The sequence below is a fragment of the Aquibacillus koreensis genome, from assembly GCF_025154055.1.
GTDB lineage: Bacteria > Bacillota > Bacilli > Bacillales > Amphibacillaceae > Aquibacillus_C > Aquibacillus_C koreensis.
Map to the genome: position 1 here is coordinate 1 of NZ_JAOALK010000030.1, position 19,428 is coordinate 19,428.

Annotated in this window: 15 protein-coding genes; 7 read left to right on the plus strand and 8 right to left on the minus strand. The window is 35.5% G+C overall.

All coding sequences use genetic code 11. From position 1 onward, the window contains the following. Nucleotides 1-321 precede the first annotated feature (321 nt). From NYQ66_RS07000 to dnaA, 8 genes are all read right to left on the minus strand, one after another. Nucleotides 322-1,419, minus strand: coding sequence for an HD-GYP domain-containing protein (locus tag NYQ66_RS07000; protein ID WP_259868267.1), 1,098 nt, complete (start codon nucleotides 1,417-1,419; stop codon nucleotides 322-324). An 87-nt stretch (nucleotides 1,420-1,506) separates the two neighbouring features. After that, complete coding sequence (gene gyrA / locus NYQ66_RS07005; RefSeq protein WP_259868269.1) at nucleotides 1,507-4,032, minus strand: DNA gyrase subunit A; 2,526 nt, start codon at nucleotides 4,030-4,032, stop codon at nucleotides 1,507-1,509. 92 nt (nucleotides 4,033-4,124) lie between these two features. Beyond that, the gene (gene gyrB, locus NYQ66_RS07010; RefSeq protein ID WP_259868271.1) at nucleotides 4,125-6,044 is read right to left on the minus strand and encodes a DNA topoisomerase (ATP-hydrolyzing) subunit B; all 1,920 of its coding nucleotides are present in this window, start codon (nucleotides 6,042-6,044) and stop codon (nucleotides 4,125-4,127) included. A 58-nt stretch (nucleotides 6,045-6,102) separates the two neighbouring features. Further along, complete coding sequence (gene remB / locus NYQ66_RS07015; RefSeq protein WP_259868274.1) at nucleotides 6,103-6,396, minus strand: extracellular matrix regulator RemB; 294 nt, start codon at nucleotides 6,394-6,396, stop codon at nucleotides 6,103-6,105. 201 nt (nucleotides 6,397-6,597) lie between these two features. Next, complete coding sequence (gene recF, locus NYQ66_RS07020; protein WP_259868276.1) at nucleotides 6,598-7,710, minus strand: DNA replication/repair protein RecF; 1,113 nt, start codon at nucleotides 7,708-7,710, stop codon at nucleotides 6,598-6,600. 80 nt (nucleotides 7,711-7,790) lie between these two features. Further along, the gene (gene yaaA, locus NYQ66_RS07025) at nucleotides 7,791-8,012 is read right to left on the minus strand and encodes a S4 domain-containing protein YaaA (protein WP_259868277.1); all 222 of its coding nucleotides are present in this window, start codon (nucleotides 8,010-8,012) and stop codon (nucleotides 7,791-7,793) included. Nucleotides 8,013-8,222: 210 nt separating this feature from the next. Beyond that, nucleotides 8,223-9,365 (minus strand): DNA polymerase III subunit beta, encoded by a 1,143-nt coding sequence (dnaN, locus tag NYQ66_RS07030; RefSeq protein ID WP_259868279.1) that lies wholly within the window; start codon nucleotides 9,363-9,365, stop codon nucleotides 8,223-8,225. A gap of 186 nt (nucleotides 9,366-9,551) precedes the next feature. Beyond that, nucleotides 9,552-10,904, minus strand: coding sequence for a chromosomal replication initiator protein DnaA (gene dnaA, locus NYQ66_RS07035; RefSeq protein ID WP_259868281.1), 1,353 nt, complete (start codon nucleotides 10,902-10,904; stop codon nucleotides 9,552-9,554). 1,262 nt (nucleotides 10,905-12,166) lie between these two features. On the opposite strand from dnaA, the gene rpmH reads away from it, so the two are divergent. The 7 genes from rpmH (at nucleotide 12,167) to rsmG (ending at nucleotide 19,077) form a co-directional block, all read left to right on the plus strand. Then, nucleotides 12,167-12,301, plus strand: a complete 135-nt coding sequence (rpmH, locus tag NYQ66_RS07040) for a 50S ribosomal protein L34 (protein WP_259868282.1) — start codon at nucleotides 12,167-12,169, stop codon at nucleotides 12,299-12,301. Between the two features lie 193 nt (nucleotides 12,302-12,494). Further along, entirely contained in the window at nucleotides 12,495-12,836 is a 342-nt protein-coding gene (gene rnpA / locus NYQ66_RS07045) for a ribonuclease P protein component (protein WP_259868284.1), read from the plus strand. Nucleotides 12,837-12,958: 122 nt separating this feature from the next. Continuing rightward, a complete protein-coding gene (gene spoIIIJ, locus NYQ66_RS07050) occupies nucleotides 12,959-13,735 on the plus strand; it encodes a YidC family membrane integrase SpoIIIJ (RefSeq protein WP_259868287.1) in 777 nt (258 codons plus the stop codon). Continuing rightward, complete coding sequence (gene jag, locus NYQ66_RS07055; protein WP_259868289.1) at nucleotides 13,732-14,349, plus strand: RNA-binding cell elongation regulator Jag/EloR; 618 nt, start codon at nucleotides 13,732-13,734, stop codon at nucleotides 14,347-14,349. The genes spoIIIJ and jag overlap by 4 nt, the downstream gene beginning before the upstream one ends. 687 nt (nucleotides 14,350-15,036) lie before the next feature. After that, nucleotides 15,037-16,413, plus strand: a complete 1,377-nt coding sequence (gene mnmE / locus NYQ66_RS07060; protein ID WP_259868291.1) for a tRNA uridine-5-carboxymethylaminomethyl(34) synthesis GTPase MnmE — start codon at nucleotides 15,037-15,039, stop codon at nucleotides 16,411-16,413. Nucleotides 16,414-16,452: 39 nt separating this feature from the next. Continuing rightward, nucleotides 16,453-18,345 carry a tRNA uridine-5-carboxymethylaminomethyl(34) synthesis enzyme MnmG gene (gene mnmG / locus NYQ66_RS07065; RefSeq protein WP_259868293.1) on the plus strand — a complete coding sequence of 631 codons (1,893 nt, stop codon included), beginning with the start codon at nucleotides 16,453-16,455 and terminating at the stop codon, nucleotides 18,343-18,345. A gap of 18 nt (nucleotides 18,346-18,363) precedes the next feature. Then, nucleotides 18,364-19,077: a 16S rRNA (guanine(527)-N(7))-methyltransferase RsmG gene (rsmG, locus tag NYQ66_RS07070; protein ID WP_259868294.1), complete on the plus strand. Its 714-nt coding sequence runs from the start codon at nucleotides 18,364-18,366 to the stop codon at nucleotides 19,075-19,077. The last annotated feature ends 351 nt before the right edge of the window (nucleotides 19,078-19,428 follow it).

Here is a 19,428-nt window from a genome sequence, read left to right on the forward strand (position 1 = left end):
TGGCTCTGATTTGGTATTTCTCATTAGTAAGCAGTATTACCAAATTAACCCACGTTTCTACGATAAGGGGCTAGTTTCGTTCATGATAACTCCTGCGGGAACAGCGAAGACGGTGAGACCCCACAGTGAGCGTTCTTTGCGAGCGAGGAGGCTCAACGCGAGCCCGCGGAAAGCGAAGTGTATTTCCGGAACGATAGAGCAACATTATCATTTTTAGTTACGACGCATTTTCCATCAATTCCGCAATTTCAATAGTAATACTACTCGTGAAAAGAGCAAAAAAAAGGACTGATTGCATAGGCTTCAGTCCTTTTAATTAGTTTATTCTGCTAAAATTTCCTCAATATAAATACTCGGCTTGTTTTGCAACGATACAATTTCATTACTACCATCAATTTTAACCATAGGACGCGTAAGGTGCTTGGGATCAACAAATACAATTTCCGCTTTTGTTTTATTGGAAAGCAACACTTTCGTTCCTGTAGAAAAGTTTGCCAGGCTTTTAATAAATTCATGTAGCACTTCATGGTCATATTTATTAAATTGATCATGGATCATTTCTTCTATAACTTTATATGGAGATTGTTTCGGTTGATAAACACGTTCTGATGTCATCGCATGATACGTGTCACTAATTGCAATAATGGAGGCATAAGGGTGAATTTTACGCTTGTCCACACCTAATGGGTATCCACTTCCATCAATCCGTTCATGATGTTGAAGAATAGCTAATTTTGCACCAGTTGTAAGGGATGGTATCTTTTCAACTAAACGATAAGAAAACGTTGGATGTTTTTTTATCTCTTCATATTCAGGTAATACTAAAGGACCTGTTTTGTTAAAGAGTGACGTACTTATTTTCGCCATTCCGCTATCAGCAAGCATACCTGCTAATCCTACTTGAATCCATTCTTTCTTATATCCTCGCTTCTTTGCAATAAACCCTGATATAAGACTGATAGCAATGCCATGATGATAGAAATAATCCTCTTTTGACGCATATTTATGAAGCAAAAATAAGTCCAAACCAACCTCATCTACCCGTTCTAGCAGTGGTACGATGAATTCTCTTACTTTATTTATATCTATACCTGTTCCACTTTGCCAGTGATGAAATAAATATTTGTAACGTTCTACAGCCTTTACATATTGTTCCTCAAAGGTCATTGGCGTTTTGTTAATTCTCTTTATGGAAACTGTTATTTCTCTCTCTTCTTCCGATAGTTCTTTTGGAATAAAAGGAGCACCATGAGCCAAGCGTGGAGAAACTTCCACATTCGGTACTAAGAAACTTTGTAACACTTGAATATGCTCATCTTGTATAACTGTATTCTTAGGTAATATCGGGTTATTCGTTTTCCCCATTACATCGTTAACTACTTTACAACCTGGAACTAATTGCTTGGGATGTACCCACATCCTAACCCCACCCCTATTTTCTAATAAGCCGGATTTTATGTAACAATTCTCTACTTCAACATGCAAAGTAGAGAATTATTTTATCTATTATTCTTCGCCTTCAGTCGGCTGTTCTGGATCTGGATCTAGATCTATTACTTCTTGATTTATATCTCCTTCGATAACTTCAGCTAATTCCTCTGGTTCTGTTTCAACTCTAGCAACTGTAGCAACTCTTTCCTCTTCTTGAATTCGAATGAGGCGGACACCTTGCGTATTTCTACCAGTGACTGATATACCTTCTACTGGCATACGGATAAGGACACCAGAAACAGTCATAATCATAATATCTTCTTCACCAGTTACTGCCTTAACTGCTACAATTTTACCAGTTTTATCTGTTACGTTACTTGTTAAGATACCTTTACCCCCACGGTTGGTAATTCGATAATCTTCCGCTGGCGTACGTTTTCCATAGCCATTCTCTGTAACGTTTAATACATGGTAACCATCTTCAATAATTTCCATAGAAACAACGCGATCGTCACCACGTAAGGAAATACCCTTTACCCCGGCAGCAGTACGACCCATAGAACGAATTTGATCTTCTTCAAAACGTATTAAGTAGCCATTTTGCGTTCCAATCATGATATGCTTCGTACCATCTGTTAAACGTACAGATATCAATTCATCATCATCACGAAGGTTTAAGGCTATTAATCCACCTTTTCTTATGTTAGCAAACTGAGAAAGTGTAGTTCGTTTGGATATACCATGCTTTGTAGTAAAGAATAAATACCAATCATCTTTAAACTCATTAACTGTAATGACTGCATTAATCCATTCGTCTTTTTCCACTTCAAGCATATTTATAATCGGAATACCCTTGGCAGTTCGACTGAATTCAGGGACTTCGTATCCTTTGGCCTTATATACTTTTCCTTTATTGGAGAAGAATAAGACCGTGTCATGTGTGGAACAAGATACAAGATGTTCTACAAAGTCATCATCATTTGTTCCCATTCCTTGAATACCTCGACCACCTCTTCGTTGTACACGATAAGTGGATGAAGGAAGACGTTTAATATAACCTTTTTGTGTTAAGGTAATAACGATATTCTCTTCAGGAATCAAATCTTCATCTTCAAAGAAGTCTGCTCCTCCGATAACGATTTCTGTACGTCTCTCATCGTTAAAACGATCTTTAATCTCTGTTAATTCTTCTCTAATAATTTCTAATACTCTTTCTTCATCTGCTAAAACTGCTTTTAATTCTGCAATTAACTTTAGTAACTCTTGATATTCATCTTCAATCTTTTCTCGCTCTAATCCAGTTAAACGTTGTAAACGCATATCAAGGATTGCTTGTGCTTGCTTTTCTGAAAGTTCAAAGCGACTGATTAAACCTTCTCTAGCAATTTCAGCTGTGTTTGATTGTCTGATTAGCGTAATGATTTCATCAATATGATCTAAGGCAATACGTAGTCCTTCTAAAATGTGTGCTCTTGCTTCTGCTTTTCTTAACTCAAATGCTGTTCTGCGCTTAATAACCACTTTTTGGTGATCTAAGTAGTGAACAAGACATTGTTTTAGATTTAATACTTTTGGTTGTCCATCTACTAACGCAAGCATATTTACACCAAAAGATGTTTGTAGTGATGTTTGTTTATACAAATTATTTAATACGACATTTGCATTGGCATCACGACGCAGTTCAATAACAATACGCATACCATTTCTATCAGATTCGTCACGTAAATCCGTAATACCCTCAATCTTCTTATCACGGGCTAAGTCAGCAATTTTCTCAATTAATTTCGCTTTATTTACTTGGTAAGGTAATTCGCTAACAAGAATGGTAGATTTTCCATTGTTATGCTCTTCAATCTCTACCTTCGCACGAATCGTAATAGAACCTCTTCCTGTTTCGAATGCTTTGCGAATTCCGCTTCTTCCTAGGATTTGTCCAGCAGTAGGAAAATCCGGACCATATATGTGCTCTTCCATTAATTCATCGATCGTGATATCTGGATTTTTACTCACTGCTAAAATTGCATCAATTGTTTCTCCCAATTGATGTGGAGGTATATTCGTAGCCATACCTACAGCTATCCCAGATGCTCCATTTACTAGTAGGTTAGGAAAACGTGCAGGCAATACTTTCGGTTCTCGCTCAGACCCATCATAGTTATCCTGGTAATCAATTGTATCTTTATTAATGTCACGAAGTAGTTCCATAGATATTTTGGACATACGTGCTTCCGTATAACGCATCGCTGCAGCTGGGTCACCATCAACAGATCCAAAGTTACCATGACCATCAACAAGCATATAGCGGTAACTAAAATCCTGCGCCATTCTAACCATTGCTTCATATACGGATGAATCACCGTGTGGGTGGTATTTACCTAGAACATCCCCAACAATACGTGCGGATTTCTTATAGGACTTGTCCGCTTGTATCCCAAGATCGTTCATTGCATAAAGAATTCTTCGGTGTACTGGTTTCATACCATCTCTAACATCTGGTAAAGCACGGGCTACAATAACACTCATTGCGTAATCTAAAAACGATGTACGCATTTCCTGGCCAATATTTATTTCTTCTACCTGTGGACGTGGATTATCCACCATAAAATTACCTCCCTATCAAAATGAGGAAGAGAGATCAACTAGGCAATCTCTCATGACAACTGTCTCGCTTTATATGTGTAAGCTACCTTTTTTTATATATCTAAGTTTTTAACATAAACAGCGTTATCCTGGATAAAGTTTCTTCTTGGTTCAACCTTATCCCCCATTAACATGTCAAACACTTGATCGGCATCCATCGCATCTTCCAATTTCACTTGTAAAAGCGTTCTATTTTCTGGATCCATCGTTGTTTCCCAAAGTTGTTCTGCATTCATCTCTCCCAAACCTTTATAACGCTGCAAACCTGGTTTAGGAAGTTTCGATAACTCACCCAAGATCCGTTCCATCTCTTTTTCATTATAGGCATAATGAACAGCTTTTCCTTGTTGTATTTTATACAATGGTGGTTGGGCAATATAGATATAGCCATAATCAATTAAAGGACGCATAAATCGATAAAAGAACGTTAATAATAATGTTCTAATATGAGCTCCGTCAACGTCGGCATCGGTCATAATAACGACTTTATGATAACGTGTTTTACTAATATCGAAATCTTCACCAATCCCAGTACCTAATGCAGTGATCATGGTTCTAATTTCATTGTTGGATAAAATTTTATCTAGCCGTGCTTTTTCTACGTTTAGGATCTTTCCTCGTAATGGTAAAATCGCTTGGAAATGTCGGTCTCGTCCCTGTTTAGCAGAACCACCAGCCGAGTCACCCTCAACAATATACAGTTCACTTTTCGTCGCATCTCTTGATGAACAATCTGCTAATTTACCAGGTAAACTTGAAATTTCTAAAGCGCCTTTTCTTCTCGTTAACTCACGTGCTTTTTTAGCAGCTATACGTGCTCGTGACGCCATTAACCCTTTATCGACAACAATTCTTGCTGTATCTGGGTTTTCAAACAAGAATTTTGAAAATAACTCACTGAACGCCGAATCCGTAATTGTTCTAGCTTCACTATTCCCAAGCTTTGTTTTTGTTTGTCCCTCAAATTGCGGGTCTGGATGTTTAATAGAGATAATCGCTGTTAATCCTTCTCTTACATCATCACCAGTTAAATTTGGATCATTTTCTTTGAATAGGTTATTTTTACGAGCATAGTCGTTAATAACTCTTGTCAAACCTGTTTTAAATCCAGATTCGTGTGTTCCACCTTCATATGTGTTGATGTTATTGGCAAAGGAATAAATATTGCTTGCAAAACCATCATTGTATTGAAGCGCAACTTCCACATTTATGTTATCTTCTTCTTTTTCAGCATAGAAAGGTTCGTGTAATACTTCTTTCGTACGATTTATATGTTCCACATACGAACGAATACCGCCTTCATAAAAGAAAGTCTCTGGTTCTTTATCCGTACGCTTATCCTCAATTGATATAGATAGGCCTTTATTTAAGAATGCCAACTCTCTCAAACGATTGGATAATGTTTCATAGTTGTATGTTCTTGTTTCTTTGAATATCTCAGGATCAGGTGTAAAGTGCGTACGTGTTCCTGTGTCATCTGCCTCACCAATAATCTTTAAGTCTTCATTTGGTACACCACGGCTAAATGCCTGGTAATGTACATTGCCATCTCGATGAACAAAAACTTCTAGTTCTGTTGAAAGTGCATTTACAACCGATGCACCAACACCGTGAAGACCACCAGAAACTTTATATCCACCGCCACCAAACTTACCACCTGCATGGAGAACAGTCATGATAACTTCAACAGCTGGTCTACCCGTTTTTTCCTGAATACCAACTGGGATTCCACGTCCATTATCTGTAACTGTAATACTATTATCTTTCTCAATAATGACTTGAATATGGTCACAGTATCCTGCTAATGCTTCATCGATACTATTATCTACAATTTCCCATACAAGATGGTGAAGCCCTTTTTCATTGGTAGAACCTATATACATACCAGGTCTTTTCCGAACTGCCTCTAGACCTTCTAAAACCTGTATCTGATTTTCATCATAGACTTGTTCATTTGATAGTTTTTCTTCCATTGCCAATTCACTCACCTACACTTTTTTTATGAGGATATATTTTCTATGAAATAAGAACTTACTCTTCCATTTCTTCAAAAGCTTCTGAATAATCCTCTAGCTTGCTTATTGTGGAAATCATACTTGCACGTTTTTTAAGTGTTAAAACAGAAAGGGGACTGTAGTAAATAAACTCCTTTGTAATGACTACTGATTTCGCAATATCTTGTTCTGGATCTACTACCTTTTTATCTTTTTTTTGATTAAATAACATTTGCTCATTAATTGTTGAAGATGACACAAGATTATTATCAATAATAGCTATAACATCATCTGAACGAATGACATTATCGTTACCTATATGAATAAACATTTCCATCCCCCATTCTGCTTTATACTAAGATAAATTAGAAAACTCGCATTCGCTCGTTCTTCATTGAATGTGTTAGATTTTCTGATACTTGGTAGATAATTCTACTTCTTAGCTAAATAAAATTATCCTTTCTTATCGTACAACGAAAGATAAATTGTACATTCTATCTGTTGTTAACATTATTCGTATAGTTTTTTTGAATTACTTCATAATTGCTCCATCTTTCACCTTAAAAAGCTCGGCTTTCGCTAGTGCTTCATGATTAATACCATCTACACTTGTTGTAGACACAAATGTTTGTACTTTTCCTTGTATCGTATGTAAGAGATGGGATTGTCTATAATCATCTAATTCACTTAATACATCATCAAGTAACAAAATTGGATATTCGCCTACCTCGTTATGAATGAGCTCAATCTCCGCTAATTTTAATGATAGAGCCGTTGTTCGTTGCTGTCCTTGTGACCCATATGTTTGGACATCTTTACCGTTCACATAGAAAATTAGATCATCTCGATGAGGGCCAACTAGTGTACTACCTCGTTCAATTTCTTTTTCTTCCACGTCTTCAAACTTTTGTTTATATATACTTGTTATTTTTTCCCTATTATCGCCTTCTGATACATCTAACGAGGCATTATACAATATTTCTAGGCTTTCCAACCCTCTACTTATGCCTTCATGGATTGGCGTTGCCCATTTTCTTAATAATTTTAAAAATGTAAAGCGTTTCTCAACAATAATAGCTGCATGCTCGACAAGTTGGTCTGTAAGGACTCGTAACATTGTACGGTCAGCATGTAAGTTACGACGAAAATCTTTTAATAAATGATTTCGTTGTTTTAATATCTTTAGATATTGACCTAAATGATATATATAGATGGGTTGTATCTGCCCAATTTCCATGTCAATAAAACGTCTTCGTATTTGAGGACTTCCTTTTACAAGGTTTAAGTCTTCTGGAGCAAACATAACTACATTAATAGCCCCAATATAATCACTAAGACGCCTTTGCTCTATATGATTTAGTTTTGCCTTTTTACCTTTGGTAGTCATTTGAATTTCTAATGGAAAGGAACGCTTTCTTTTATATACGCTACCTACTATTTTAGCATATTCTTTGTCCCATTGGATTAATTCTTTATCTCTTGGTGTACGATGTGACTTTGAAAAAGCTAAAACATAGATGGATTCCATTAGGTTTGTTTTACCTTGTGCATTCTCTCCAATAATAACATTGATCTTATCATCAAATTGTAAATGTAGTTGATCGTAGTTTCTATAATTGGTAAGGGTTAAATCGTGAATATGCATCATAATTCCCTTTCTACTTCTATAAGAGAGCTAATTAAAAAATCTCAGGATGGCTTAGCTTATATAAACAGATGCTAGGGTCACGTCTCTTTTGTAACAATAAAAGTATTGAAATTTTCGATTTCTACTTGATCACCAGGATAAAGCTTTCTGCCTCTTCTGTTTTCCAAATCGCCATTTACGAAAACTTCATACTCAGCTAGAAACATTTTTACCATGCCACCGCTATCTATAACATTGGCTAGCTTTAGAAATTGACCTAATTGAATATACTCGGTTTTTATTGCAATTTCTTCGTTCATATAACCCACCTTATTTATTTAAGTGTGAAAAAACACCGTATTTGAAAACGTTTCGTTTTGTTAACCTTCTATCTATTTTACTAAACATTTTGCTTTAAGAAAAGTGCAGAGGGATTAAGTTCAATAGTCCTAGGTATATATACTTAAATTCTGTGTTATAACAGATAAAAACTCTTATCGTGACTTCGTTACAATAAGAGTTTTTATGCTTTAGTATGTTCTTACAGGTAAGATTAACTGCAATACTTGGTCATTATCAATTGGTCTTATGATAAATGGACGCATTGCTCCTGTAAATTCTATTTTAACTTGATCACTTTCAATTGCTTTTAAAGCATCCATCATATATTTAGCACTAAATGAAATTTTTAATTCTTCTCCATCAATTGATTTTGCTGTCACTTCTTCGACAACATTTCCTACTTCAGGAGAGTTACTACTAATTTCTAACTGGTTGTCCGTCTTTGTTTGAAAACGAACGACATTATTTCTATTCTCTTTAGCTAAAAGGGAAGCACGATCAATAGATTGTAATAATTCTTTTGTATTTCCATAAACAATTGTTTTACTTTGATCCGGAATTAGACGCGAAGTTTCAGGATAATTTCCATCTAAAAGTCTAGATAAAAAGTATAAATTTTTCGTTCTAAATAATATCTGATTCTCCGTTACACTGATCTCTACATTTTCCTGTGTATCTTCAAGGATCTTGTTTAATTCAATTAAACTTTTTCCTGGGATAACTACGCTAGAAAAAGCAATATTTTCTGTTTCTTCGGTTAAAGGAATTTTTCTAGAAGCTAGTCGATGACTATCCGTAGCTACAAAATCTAACTCTTTGTTAGCAACTTTCATATTTACACCAGTTAAAATAGGTCTAGTTTCAACAGTAGATACTGCAAATACCGTTTGTTTTATTAGGTTTTTTAATAAATCAGTAGGTAATTCAAAACTATCTTCTGTATGCAATTTAGGTAATTGAGGATATTCATCAGCATCTTGACCATTTAGATGAAACTCAGAGTTACCCGAACGTATGGTTACTTTTAAATGTTCATCTGCTTCAATTTCTACTGTATTCTGTGGAAGTTTTCGAACAATATCTGGGAAGTATTTCGCTTGTATTACGATACTACCAGGTTCGATTTGTTCAATATAAACAATTCCTTCTTCTTCTTTTGGAATAAATGATTCAATAGAAATATCAGAGTCACTACCAGTTAATTTTACTCCATCTGCGTGAGCTTCTAGTTTAATACCGGTTAATATAGGAATTGTTGTTCGAGATGAAATAGCTTTCATGACATCTTGAACACTGTCCATTAATTGATCACGTTGAATTATAAATTTCATACAAATAAATCCTCCTAGTGGAAGTTATATTATATATTATTATTAATATAAATTTAGTAGTAATAGTAATAGGGCCTGTGATTATGTGGATAAGTGGAAAATTACCCAGTTAATAAAGTCTATCCACATGTGGATAGACTGTTAATAAGTTTGATCCAGTTATTCACGTTATACACATGTATATAATTAAATAGATTTTAGACGTTCTTTGATTTCTTCAATTTCTTTTTGTAATAGTTGATCTGTGCTGATCATTTTCGATATTTTTTCATGTGCATGAATGACAGTTGTATGATCTCGCCCGCCGAATTCTTCTCCAATTTTAGGTAGGGAGAAATCCGTTAATTCTCTCGATAAATACATAGCTATTTGTCGAGGAAAAGCGATTGATTTTGTTCGTTTTTTTGCTACAAATTCCTCTAGCTTTACATTATATTTTTCTCCAATAACTTCTTGTATCCCTTGTATGGTTATGACTCTTGGCTTGGAGCTAGGAATGATATCCTTAAGCGCTTCTGCAGCCAAAGAGGCATCTACATCCGTGTTAATAAGGGAAGAATAAGCAACGACACGAATAAGTGCACCTTCTAGTTCACGAATATTTGTATCAATTTGATTTGCAATGTATAGCATAACCTCATTTGGTATATCTAGACCTTCTGCCTTTGCTTTTTTCCTTAAGATTGCAATTCTAGTTTCTAAGTCTGGCGGTGTTATGTCTGTGATTAAACCCCATTCAAACCGAGAACGCAAACGATCCTCTAGTGTAGGGATTTCTTTAGGTGGTCGATCACTAGAGATTACGATTTGTTTACTTTCTTCATGTAATGTATTAAACGTATGGAAAAATTCTTCTTGTGTTTGTTCTTTTCCAGCTAAGAATTGAATATCATCAATTAATAAGACATCTACATTACGATATTTATTTCTAAAATTGACAGCTTTATTATCACGAATAGAATTAATAAATTCATTTGTGAATTTTTCAGATGACAAATAAACGACTTTGGCATTTGGATTATGATCTAATACATAATGTCCAATTGCATGCATTAAGTGCGTTTTACCTAATCCGACACCACCATAAATAAACAATGGATTATATGCTTTTGCAGGTGCTTCCGCAACAGCAAGTGATGCTGCATGTGCAAACCGATTACCAGATCCAATAACAAACGTATCAAAAGTGTACTTCGCATTTAACATAGATTTTGGAGATTCACCATTGTCTTGTTGCTTCACATCATTCACTTTTTTAACGGCAGGTTTTACATCATCTACTGTGTTCTCAATTTCTGGAATAACAAATTTAGTTCTAAGTTTAGCACCAGTCACTTCAAATAAGGCATCAGAAATAAGATCGGTATATCGACTTTCTAACCAATCTCGTGCGAATTCGTTTGGAGCGGATACGATTAACGTATCATTCTCAATACTATCTGCAATTGTATTCTTTAACCATGTATCATAACTTGGTTTACTGATTTTATCTTGAATCGTTTGGAGTGTACTTGTCCAAAGTTCTTGAATATTTTCCATCAAATTGTCACCCCTTTCGCTGTAATGACTTTGGGAAATAAAAAACCTCTCGCAATCTTTCAGAAATAGCTATGATGAAAGATCGAAAGGTATCATATTCAGATATAAAGTCTGTGGATAAAAAAAGTTGATGTCATTAGGCAGGAATCGATTTGTTTTTGTTTTCCACAAGGTTGTTAATAAGATTGTATACATAGTTGTGTGTAAATGTCCACATGATATCCACAGATTGTGGATAAGCCTATTTAGTGGAATAAGTTTTCAACTGTTAAAACACAAATATAATATCAAAAAAATCCAGTAAACGCAATGGTTTTTCGACACTTATCCACAAACGCTACAGGTTGTAGACATTTATTATCCACATCACTATATTTTGTGATTTTCTTGTCGATAACTGATGTGGATAGTCGAAATTTGTGAAAATGTCGTAAACAGGGTGTGTGGATAAGTGTTAAATGTGTAGTTTTAAGAAAAATAGAAGGAGTAGAGCGTATGAGATAAAAATACTCATACGCTTTTATATGGAAATAGCTAATAACGGAATAGGTGAATGAAATTTATAGCCAGAGTTATTAAAGTAATATTCAAATCCGTGCTAACATAATGAATCTTTATATGTAGATAAAAGTATATGCAGGGAGAAAGGTATTAATGCTTAAGTAACTTTTTTATTGCAAATGTATTATTAATGCCTGGATCTCAATGTGTATTGTTTAGTTGTTTTAGAAAGCATAATCACATTAGATATCTATGCGGCTATGGGGGACCTTATTCTCCTTTTTTAGGACATTTTTAAATCTGAGCGGCTATACAGTACGTTATTTTAATAAATGGCCAATGAAATCATTGGAATCATGTGAAATAAGGGAGTGGGTAGCCGTTTAAATGATTTGAACTTAGTTAATAGGCATAATAATTTCATAGTTGCCAAAATCTTCGTAGATGTAGCAGGTGAATATTTATTACATAATAGATTGGAAATATAAATTATATCCATTTATAAATAATTGGTTGTGTATCTTAGTGATTTAATTCATAATGATGCAAGTAAGATATATGATGTAGTAGTTCTAAATTCGGTACGTAAAATAGAGGTTAAAATGCAGAAGAATGGTTTTTTCCTTAAATAAGAAAATATTAACAAGATGAATTAATGAATCAAATGTTAAATGGAGTTGACAGAGCGTAGTTAGACTCCGTATAATAAATTGGAATGTCTTTTACATTTGATTTTAATTCCTCAGGGAGGTGTAACATAGATGAAACGCACATTTCAACCAAATAATCGCAAACGTAAAAAAGTTCACGGTTTCCGTGCACGTATGAGTTCTAAAAACGGCCGCAAAGTTATTGCTCGTCGTCGTCAAAAAGGAAGAAAGGTATTATCTGCATAGGCCACTGCAATAAGTAGTGGTCTTTTTTCTAGCAAAAGATTGTTAGAATTAGGATATAATCAATCTTAAAAAGGTAAACTGCAAATAGATCGTATACATTAGTAATAGCTCTTTGTAGTTTGCGTGCATAAAAAGGCGATTACCAATTAGCTATATACTTTATAGTTAATTGTGATATGGAGGGTATCATTCCATGAAAAAGGCTTATCGTCTAAAAAAAAATGAAGAGTTCCAATTGGTATTTAAAAAAGGTAATTCTTTTGCTAATCGTCAGTTGGTACTCTATTTTTTAAAAAAAGATGAGCAAAAACATTTTCGAGTAGGCTTATCTGTTAGTAAAAAGATTGGGAATGCTGTTGTTCGTAATCAAGTAAAGCGTTATCTAAGACAAGCTTTCTTGGAACTTGATGGACAAGTGTCTAATCAATATGATTTTATAATCATTGCGAGAAAACCAATACGAGATATGGACTTTCATCAAGTGAAAAAGAGTTTAATGCATGTGTTGTCCAAATCTAAGCTCCTACAATCGTAAATGTTGCTTATATTTTATAAACTTACAAAAGTAATTATTAAATGTTATAGAACCAAGGTTATAGAAAATGTTAAAATATCAGTATGTTTGTACATAGTGAGAGTTTAGTAAGGAGGAAAACAATGCGTAAAAAGGTCTTACTAGCGGTGGCCTTGTTTGGAGTTGTAGCTCTACTTGCAGGCTGTACAGAAGTAGATCAGGAAATAACCAATGAAAGTACAGGGATATGGAATCAATACTTTGTATATCCATTATCCTGGTTAATTACTTATACTGCAGAAATGTTTGGTGAAGATTACGGTCTATCGATCGTATTGGTAACTGTTCTTATTCGTTTAGTTTTGTTACCGTTAAATATTAAACAATTAAGAAGCTCCAAAGCGATGCAAGCAATTCAACCACAACTTCAGGAAATTAGAGAAAAATATAGCTCTAAAGATGCGAAAACACAACAAAAACTGCAACAAGAAACGATGGAGCTATTCCAAAAAAATGGTGTTAATCCACTTGCTGGGTGTTTGCCAGTAATTGTACAAATGCCAATCTTGATTGCATTCTATCATGCAATCATGCGAACTGCAGAGATTAAAGAACACAGTTTCTTATGGTTCCAATTGGGCGAAGTAGATTATATTCTACCGATACTTGCAGCTGCTTTTACATTCTTGCAGCAAAAGATTATGATGGCTGGAACATCATCTACACAAAATCAAATGATGCCTCAAATGACAATGATGTTATACATGATGCCAGTTATGATTGGTGTAGCAGCATTCTTCTTCCCATCAGCGTTAGCACTTTATTGGGTAGTAGGTAACTTATTTATGGTAGCTCAAACTTTACTTGTTAGAAATCCTATGATGGCAAAAGATGCACAGTCGGGAGGAAACAAAAAGTGAAACAGGTAACTGCTTCTGGACAAACAGTTGAAGATGCGGTCCAATCAGCATTAAAGCAGTTAAACACCTCGGCGGACCAAGTGAATGTAGAAATTATCGATGAAGGTAAAAAAGGTATTTTAGGTTTATTTGGATCAAAACCAGCAATTGTAAAGGTATCTATAGCAGAAAATATTGTTGCTCGGGCTGAAAAGTATTTGAAATCAATAACTAGTCAGCTTGGAGTAGAGATTTCTGTTGAAACAACGACAAATAGTAACGAGATTACCTTTGAGCTTTCTGGCGAAAAAATTGCTATTTTAATTGGAAAAAGAGGACAAACGCTAAATGCAATTCAGTATTTAGTACATCTTTTCTTAAATAAAAGCTCTGATCAATATTACACGGTAATCGTGGATGCAGAAGGGTATAGAAAACGTCGTGTAGAAACGTTAACGCAGCTAGCACATCGTTTAGCCGATAAATCAGTTCGAACAAGACGTGAAGTTTCGCTAGAACCTATGCCTTCTTATGAAAGAAAAGTGATTCATACCACGTTACAAAATAACTCAAAAATAAAAACATACTCACATGGAAATGAACCAAACAGACATGTGGTAATCAAACCTTCATAATGTAGTATCAATTAAGTCTCTTAAACAAGAGGCTTATTTTTTTGTGTTTTTTACTGATCAGTAGATCCATACTATGCAACACTAGAAATTACACTACTGCTTTACCGTTCCGGAAATACACTTCGCTTTCCGTGGGCTCGCGCTGAGCCTCCTCGCTCGCAAAGTTCGCTCTCTGTGGGGTCTCAACGTCTTTGCTGTCCCACGTCTCCGTGTATTTCCTCCACTAGCCTAATGGAGTCCACGTTACATCCAGCTTTAAGAGGAAGAACTAATTGTACTTTACTTACAGTAGTTTGGGCTTACACCAAAAATTAGAAAACACTCCTGCGGGAACAGCACGAGCCGAAGATCCACTCAGGAGCGCACTTTGCTCCTGAGTTAGCTGATTCCTCCTCGGAAAGGGAGCCAATTTCACTTGTGAAGCGGGTCGAGGAATTGCTGCGCAGTATATGGATAATATGCATTATTCACATTGTGGATAAAATTGAGGTGTGGTGAAAAGGAGTTTAATCTTTTGTTGTTTTACTTTATTCACATGTGGATAAGCTAATGATGAATATTTTTATAAAAAAGATGTGGATATCTTTTCAAATATAGTGGGCTTGTGGTATTGTTATAAGTTAGTGACTGTATTGAAAAATAACGTAATATATATAAATGTTAGTGAATAATGTAGGGGGTGAAAATGTGGAGGCAGATACAATCGCAGCCATATCGACTCCAATTGGAGAAGGTGCAATAGCAATTGTAAGATTGAGTGGTCCAGAAGCGACAGAAATAGCGAATGGATTATTTCAAGGTGTAAGTTTAACCAGTGTGGATTCGCATACGATTCATTATGGAAAGATTATTGATCCAAGTACAAATGAAGTAGCGGAAGAAGTAATGGTGACTGTTATGAAGGGACCAAGAACATTCACGCGTGAAGATGTAGTTGAAATAAATTGTCATGGTGGATTAGCTTCGGTGAACCGTTTGTTAGAATTGGTATTATATCAAGGTGCAAGAATGGCCGAGCCAGGTGAGTTTACCAAAAGAGCATTTCTAAATGGTCGAATTGATTTATCGCAAGCAGAAGCGGTTATGGATTTAATCCGTGCTAAAACAGATAAGGCGATGAATGTAGCTCTAAAGCAAATGGATGGAAGATTGTCTAATTTAATCGCACGTCTTAGACAAGAGCTATTAGAGACTGTTGCACATGTTGAGGTTAATATTGATTATCCAGAGTATGATGACGTCGAAGAAATGTCTCATCAAATGCTAATTGAAAAAACGAGACATGTGTATAGCGAGATTGAGCGTCTGTTAGAAATGGCAAAGCAGGGTAAAATATTAAGAGAAGGTTTAGCGACGGCTATTATAGGTAGACCGAATGTAGGTAAGTCATCCTTACTTAATGCACTCGTGCAAGAAAATAAAGCAATTGTCACGGATATACCTGGTACGACGAGAGATGTTATTGAAGAATATGTCAATATTAGAGGTGTACCACTTCGTTTAGTAGACACAGCTGGAATTCGTGAAACAGAGGACATCGTAGAAAGAATTGGTGTAGAACGGTCAAGGCAAGTTTTAAAAGAATCGGATCTTATACTTCTTGTTTTAAATAATAATAGTGAATTAACGGAAGAAGACATCCTTCTATTCCAAGCCGTTGAAGGTTTAGAAGTAATTGTTATTGTTAATAAAACAGATTTGGATCAAAAAATAGATCTAGATAAAGTAAAACAATTAGCTGAAAATCAGAAGGTTATCACAACTGCGTTAATTGAAGAAAAAGGGATTGATGAGTTAGAACAGGCGATTGCAGATACATTTTTTGAAGGTGAATTGGATGTTGGAGATTTAACGTATGTATCGAATGTAAGACATATTCAATTGTTAAAACAATCGCTACAATCCTTAAGCGATGCAATGCATGGAATAGAAGAAGGAATGCCAATCGATTTAGTACAGATTGATGTTACTAGAACTTGGGAGCTACTTGGAGAAATAATTGGTGACGCTGTTCATGAAAGCCTAATAGACCAGTTATTTTCACAATTCTGTTTAGGAAAATAACGGGGAATTTGATTTGTAGAAAAAGGAGAGACGGCAATTATGACATATGATGCTGGACATTACGATGTTATTGTCATTGGTGCAGGGCACGCCGGTTGTGAAGCGGCCTATGCAGCTGCGAAGCGCGGGGCAAAGACACTAATGTTATCGTTAAATTTAGATATGGTTGCCTTTATGCCATGTAATCCATCGATTGGTGGACCGGCGAAAGGAATCGTTGTTAGAGAAATAGATGCCCTTGGTGGATTGATGGGGAGAGTAATCGATAAAACGTATATTCAAATGCGTATGTTGAACACGGGGAAAGGTCCAGCTGTACGTGCACTAAGAGCGCAAGCCGATAAACCGTTATATATTCAAGAAATGAAACGTATTTTAGAGAATGAAAAAAATCTTACATTACGTCAAGCGATGGTAGAAAAGTTAATCGTAGAGGATGGTGTATGTAAGGGAGTAATTACAGAAACAAAAGCTGCTTACCATGCAGAATCAGTGGTTATTACTACTGGTACATTTATGCGTGGCCGTGTTATTATTGGTGATCTTTCGTATGAAAGTGGTCCGAATAACCAACGAGCATCTGTCAAGCTTTCTGAAAATCTAGAGGAACTAGGATTTGAACTCGTTCGTTTTAAAACAGGAACACCTCCACGTGTGAATAGTCATACGATTGATTTTTCTAAAACAGAAATTCAACCAGGTGATGACAATCCGAGACATTTTTCTTATGAAACGACGGAAGAAATACTTGATCAAATTCCGTGCTGGTTAACGTACACAAATGAGTTTACGCATAAGATCATTGATGAAAATCTTGGTTTATCTGCAATGTATTCTGGGATGATTAAAGGGACTGGCCCGAGATATTGTCCTTCTATTGAAGATAAAGTAGTTCGTTTTCATGATAAACCGCGCCATCAAATTTTCTTAGAGCCAGAGGGAAGAAATACAGAAGAAGTTTACGTTCAAGGACTATCCACTTCTTTACCGGAATTTGTTCAACGGGATATGCTACGTACGATTGCTGGTCTAGAGAACGCTGAAATGATGAGAGCGGGATATGCAATTGAATACGATTCTGTTGTACCAACACAATTATGGCCTACATTAGAAGTGAAAAATATTCCTGGTTTATTTACTGCAGGACAAATTAATGGAACTTCTGGTTATGAAGAGGCTGCTGGTCAAGGTTTAATGGCAGGTATAAACGCTGCTTCTAAAGCATTAGGAAAAGACTCCTTTATCATGGATCGTTCACAAGGTTACATTGGTGTGCTTATTGATGATTTAGTTACAAAGGGTACAAATGAACCATATCGTTTGTTAACGTCAAGAGCGGAATACCGTTTATTACTTCGACATGATAATGCAGACTTACGTTTAACAGAACTTGGTTATGAGTTAGGTTTAATATCTGAAGAGCGTTATCATAATTTTGCTGAAAAACAAGAGTTAATCAAACAAGAAAAAAGCCGTCTCGAAAAAGAAATGTTAAAACCAACGGAAGAACTTCAACAAATTATTGCTGATGCCGGCGGAACTGCATTAAAAGAAGCGATTAGAGCAGCCGATTTATTAAAGCGTCCTGAAATGAACTATTTAATGATTGAAAAAGTATCGCCTGCAGAACAACAGTTGGCATGGGATGTAAAAGAACAAGTGGAGATTCAAATTAAATATGAAGGTTATATTGTAAAATCTAATCAACAAGTAGAACGAATGTTGAAAATGGAAAATAAATTAATCCCTGAGAATCTTGACTATGATGATATTAGTGGAATTGCAACTGAAGCAAAAGAAAAGCTTAAGAAAGTAAGACCGCTGTCCGTAGGTCAAGCTTCACGTATATCTGGGGTAAATCCTGCAGATGTTTCTATATTACTTGTATATATTGAACAAGGGAAAATAGCTAAGGTTTCTAATAACCAATAAAAGAAAGGACTTATTTTTATGAACGTTGATACCTTTCGCGACATGTTGAAGGATAAAGGAATTGATTTATCGGAAAAACAAATGCATCAATTTGAACAATACCTTCATACATTAGTAGAGTGGAATGAAAAAATGAATCTAACGGCTATAACAGATAAAGAAGAAGTGTACTTAAAACATTTCTTTGATTCCATTACAGCGGCTTTTTATTATGATTTCAAGCAAGATATGCACCTATGCGATGTTGGTGCAGGAGCAGGTTTTCCAAGTATTCCATTGAAAATCTGTTTTCCACATATAAAGGTGACGATCGTAGATTCTTTGCAGAAGCGGATTACTTTTCTTAATCATTTAGCTAATGAACTGGAACTAACAGGTGTATCCTTTTATCATGACCGTGCTGAATTATTCGGTAAAAATGATAAATTCCGTGAAAAATTTGATGTCGTTACTGCACGAGCAGTTGCAAGAATGTCTGTTTTAAGTGAATTATGCTTACCTTTATGTAAAGTGAATGGAAATTTCATTGCGATGAAAGGGCCTAACTTGAAAGAAGAGTTACGTGATTCAACAGATGCGTTAGAGCTTTTAGGTGGAAAAGTAGAAAATGTGTACACTTTTGAGCTTCCTGAAGAAAATGGAGAAAGAAATATCGCAGTAATTCATAAAAAAAGAAAAACTCCGAAAAAGTTCCCTAGAAAACCAGGTGTCCCTAATAAGACACCATTATAAAAGAAACATGAGGTATTGGAGATTCTTTCTCTAATGCCTTTTTTTATGACATCTTAGAATACAAGGTTCTTTAGAATATTCAAGGTCTAAATTATATGTACAAGGTCAATTGAGGATAAGAGAATCAATGCTACATAACAATCTTCCTTCTAAAAGCCAGATTTGATAGAAAATGCGACGTAACTAACCCACCCGCTCCTCGAGTGAAATTGGCTCCCTTTCCGCGGAGGAATCACGAAAAATCCCAGAACCTGGATTTTTCTAAGTTCAGATTCCTCTTGCGGGCACGGCCTCAGCTAACTCAGTCGCAAAGTACGCTCCTGAGTGGATCTTCGGCTCGCGCTGTTCCCG

Excerpts from the sequence above, each read along its gene's own strand:
- NYQ66_RS07000 (WP_259868267.1), bottom strand. The coding sequence starts at position 1,419 with ATGTGGGTACATCCCAAGCAATTAGTTCCAGGTTGTAAAGTAGTTAAC.
- gyrA (WP_259868269.1), bottom strand. The coding sequence starts at position 4,032 with ATGGTGGATAATCCACGTCCACAGGTAGAAGAAATAAATATTGGCCAG.
- gyrB (WP_259868271.1), bottom strand. The coding sequence starts at position 6,044 with ATGGAAGAAAAACTATCAAATGAACAAGTCTATGATGAAAATCAGATA.
- remB (WP_259868274.1), bottom strand. The coding sequence starts at position 6,396 with ATGTTTATTCATATAGGTAACGATAATGTCATTCGTTCAGATGATGTT.
- recF (WP_259868276.1), bottom strand. The coding sequence starts at position 7,710 with ATGCATATTCACGATTTAACCCTTACCAATTATAGAAACTACGATCAA.
- yaaA (WP_259868277.1), bottom strand. The coding sequence starts at position 8,012 with ATGAACGAAGAAATTGCAATAAAAACCGAGTATATTCAATTAGGTCAA.
- dnaN (WP_259868279.1), bottom strand. The coding sequence starts at position 9,365 with ATGAAATTTATAATTCAACGTGATCAATTAATGGACAGTGTTCAAGAT.
- dnaA (WP_259868281.1), bottom strand. The coding sequence starts at position 10,904 with ATGGAAAATATTCAAGAACTTTGGACAAGTACACTCCAAACGATTCAA.
- rpmH (WP_259868282.1), top strand. The coding sequence starts at position 12,167 with ATGAAACGCACATTTCAACCAAATAATCGCAAACGTAAAAAAGTTCAC.
- rnpA (WP_259868284.1), top strand. The coding sequence starts at position 12,495 with ATGAAAAAGGCTTATCGTCTAAAAAAAAATGAAGAGTTCCAATTGGTA.
- spoIIIJ (WP_259868287.1), top strand. The coding sequence starts at position 12,959 with ATGCGTAAAAAGGTCTTACTAGCGGTGGCCTTGTTTGGAGTTGTAGCT.
- mnmG (WP_259868293.1), top strand. The coding sequence starts at position 16,453 with ATGACATATGATGCTGGACATTACGATGTTATTGTCATTGGTGCAGGG.
- rsmG (WP_259868294.1), top strand. The coding sequence starts at position 18,364 with ATGAACGTTGATACCTTTCGCGACATGTTGAAGGATAAAGGAATTGAT.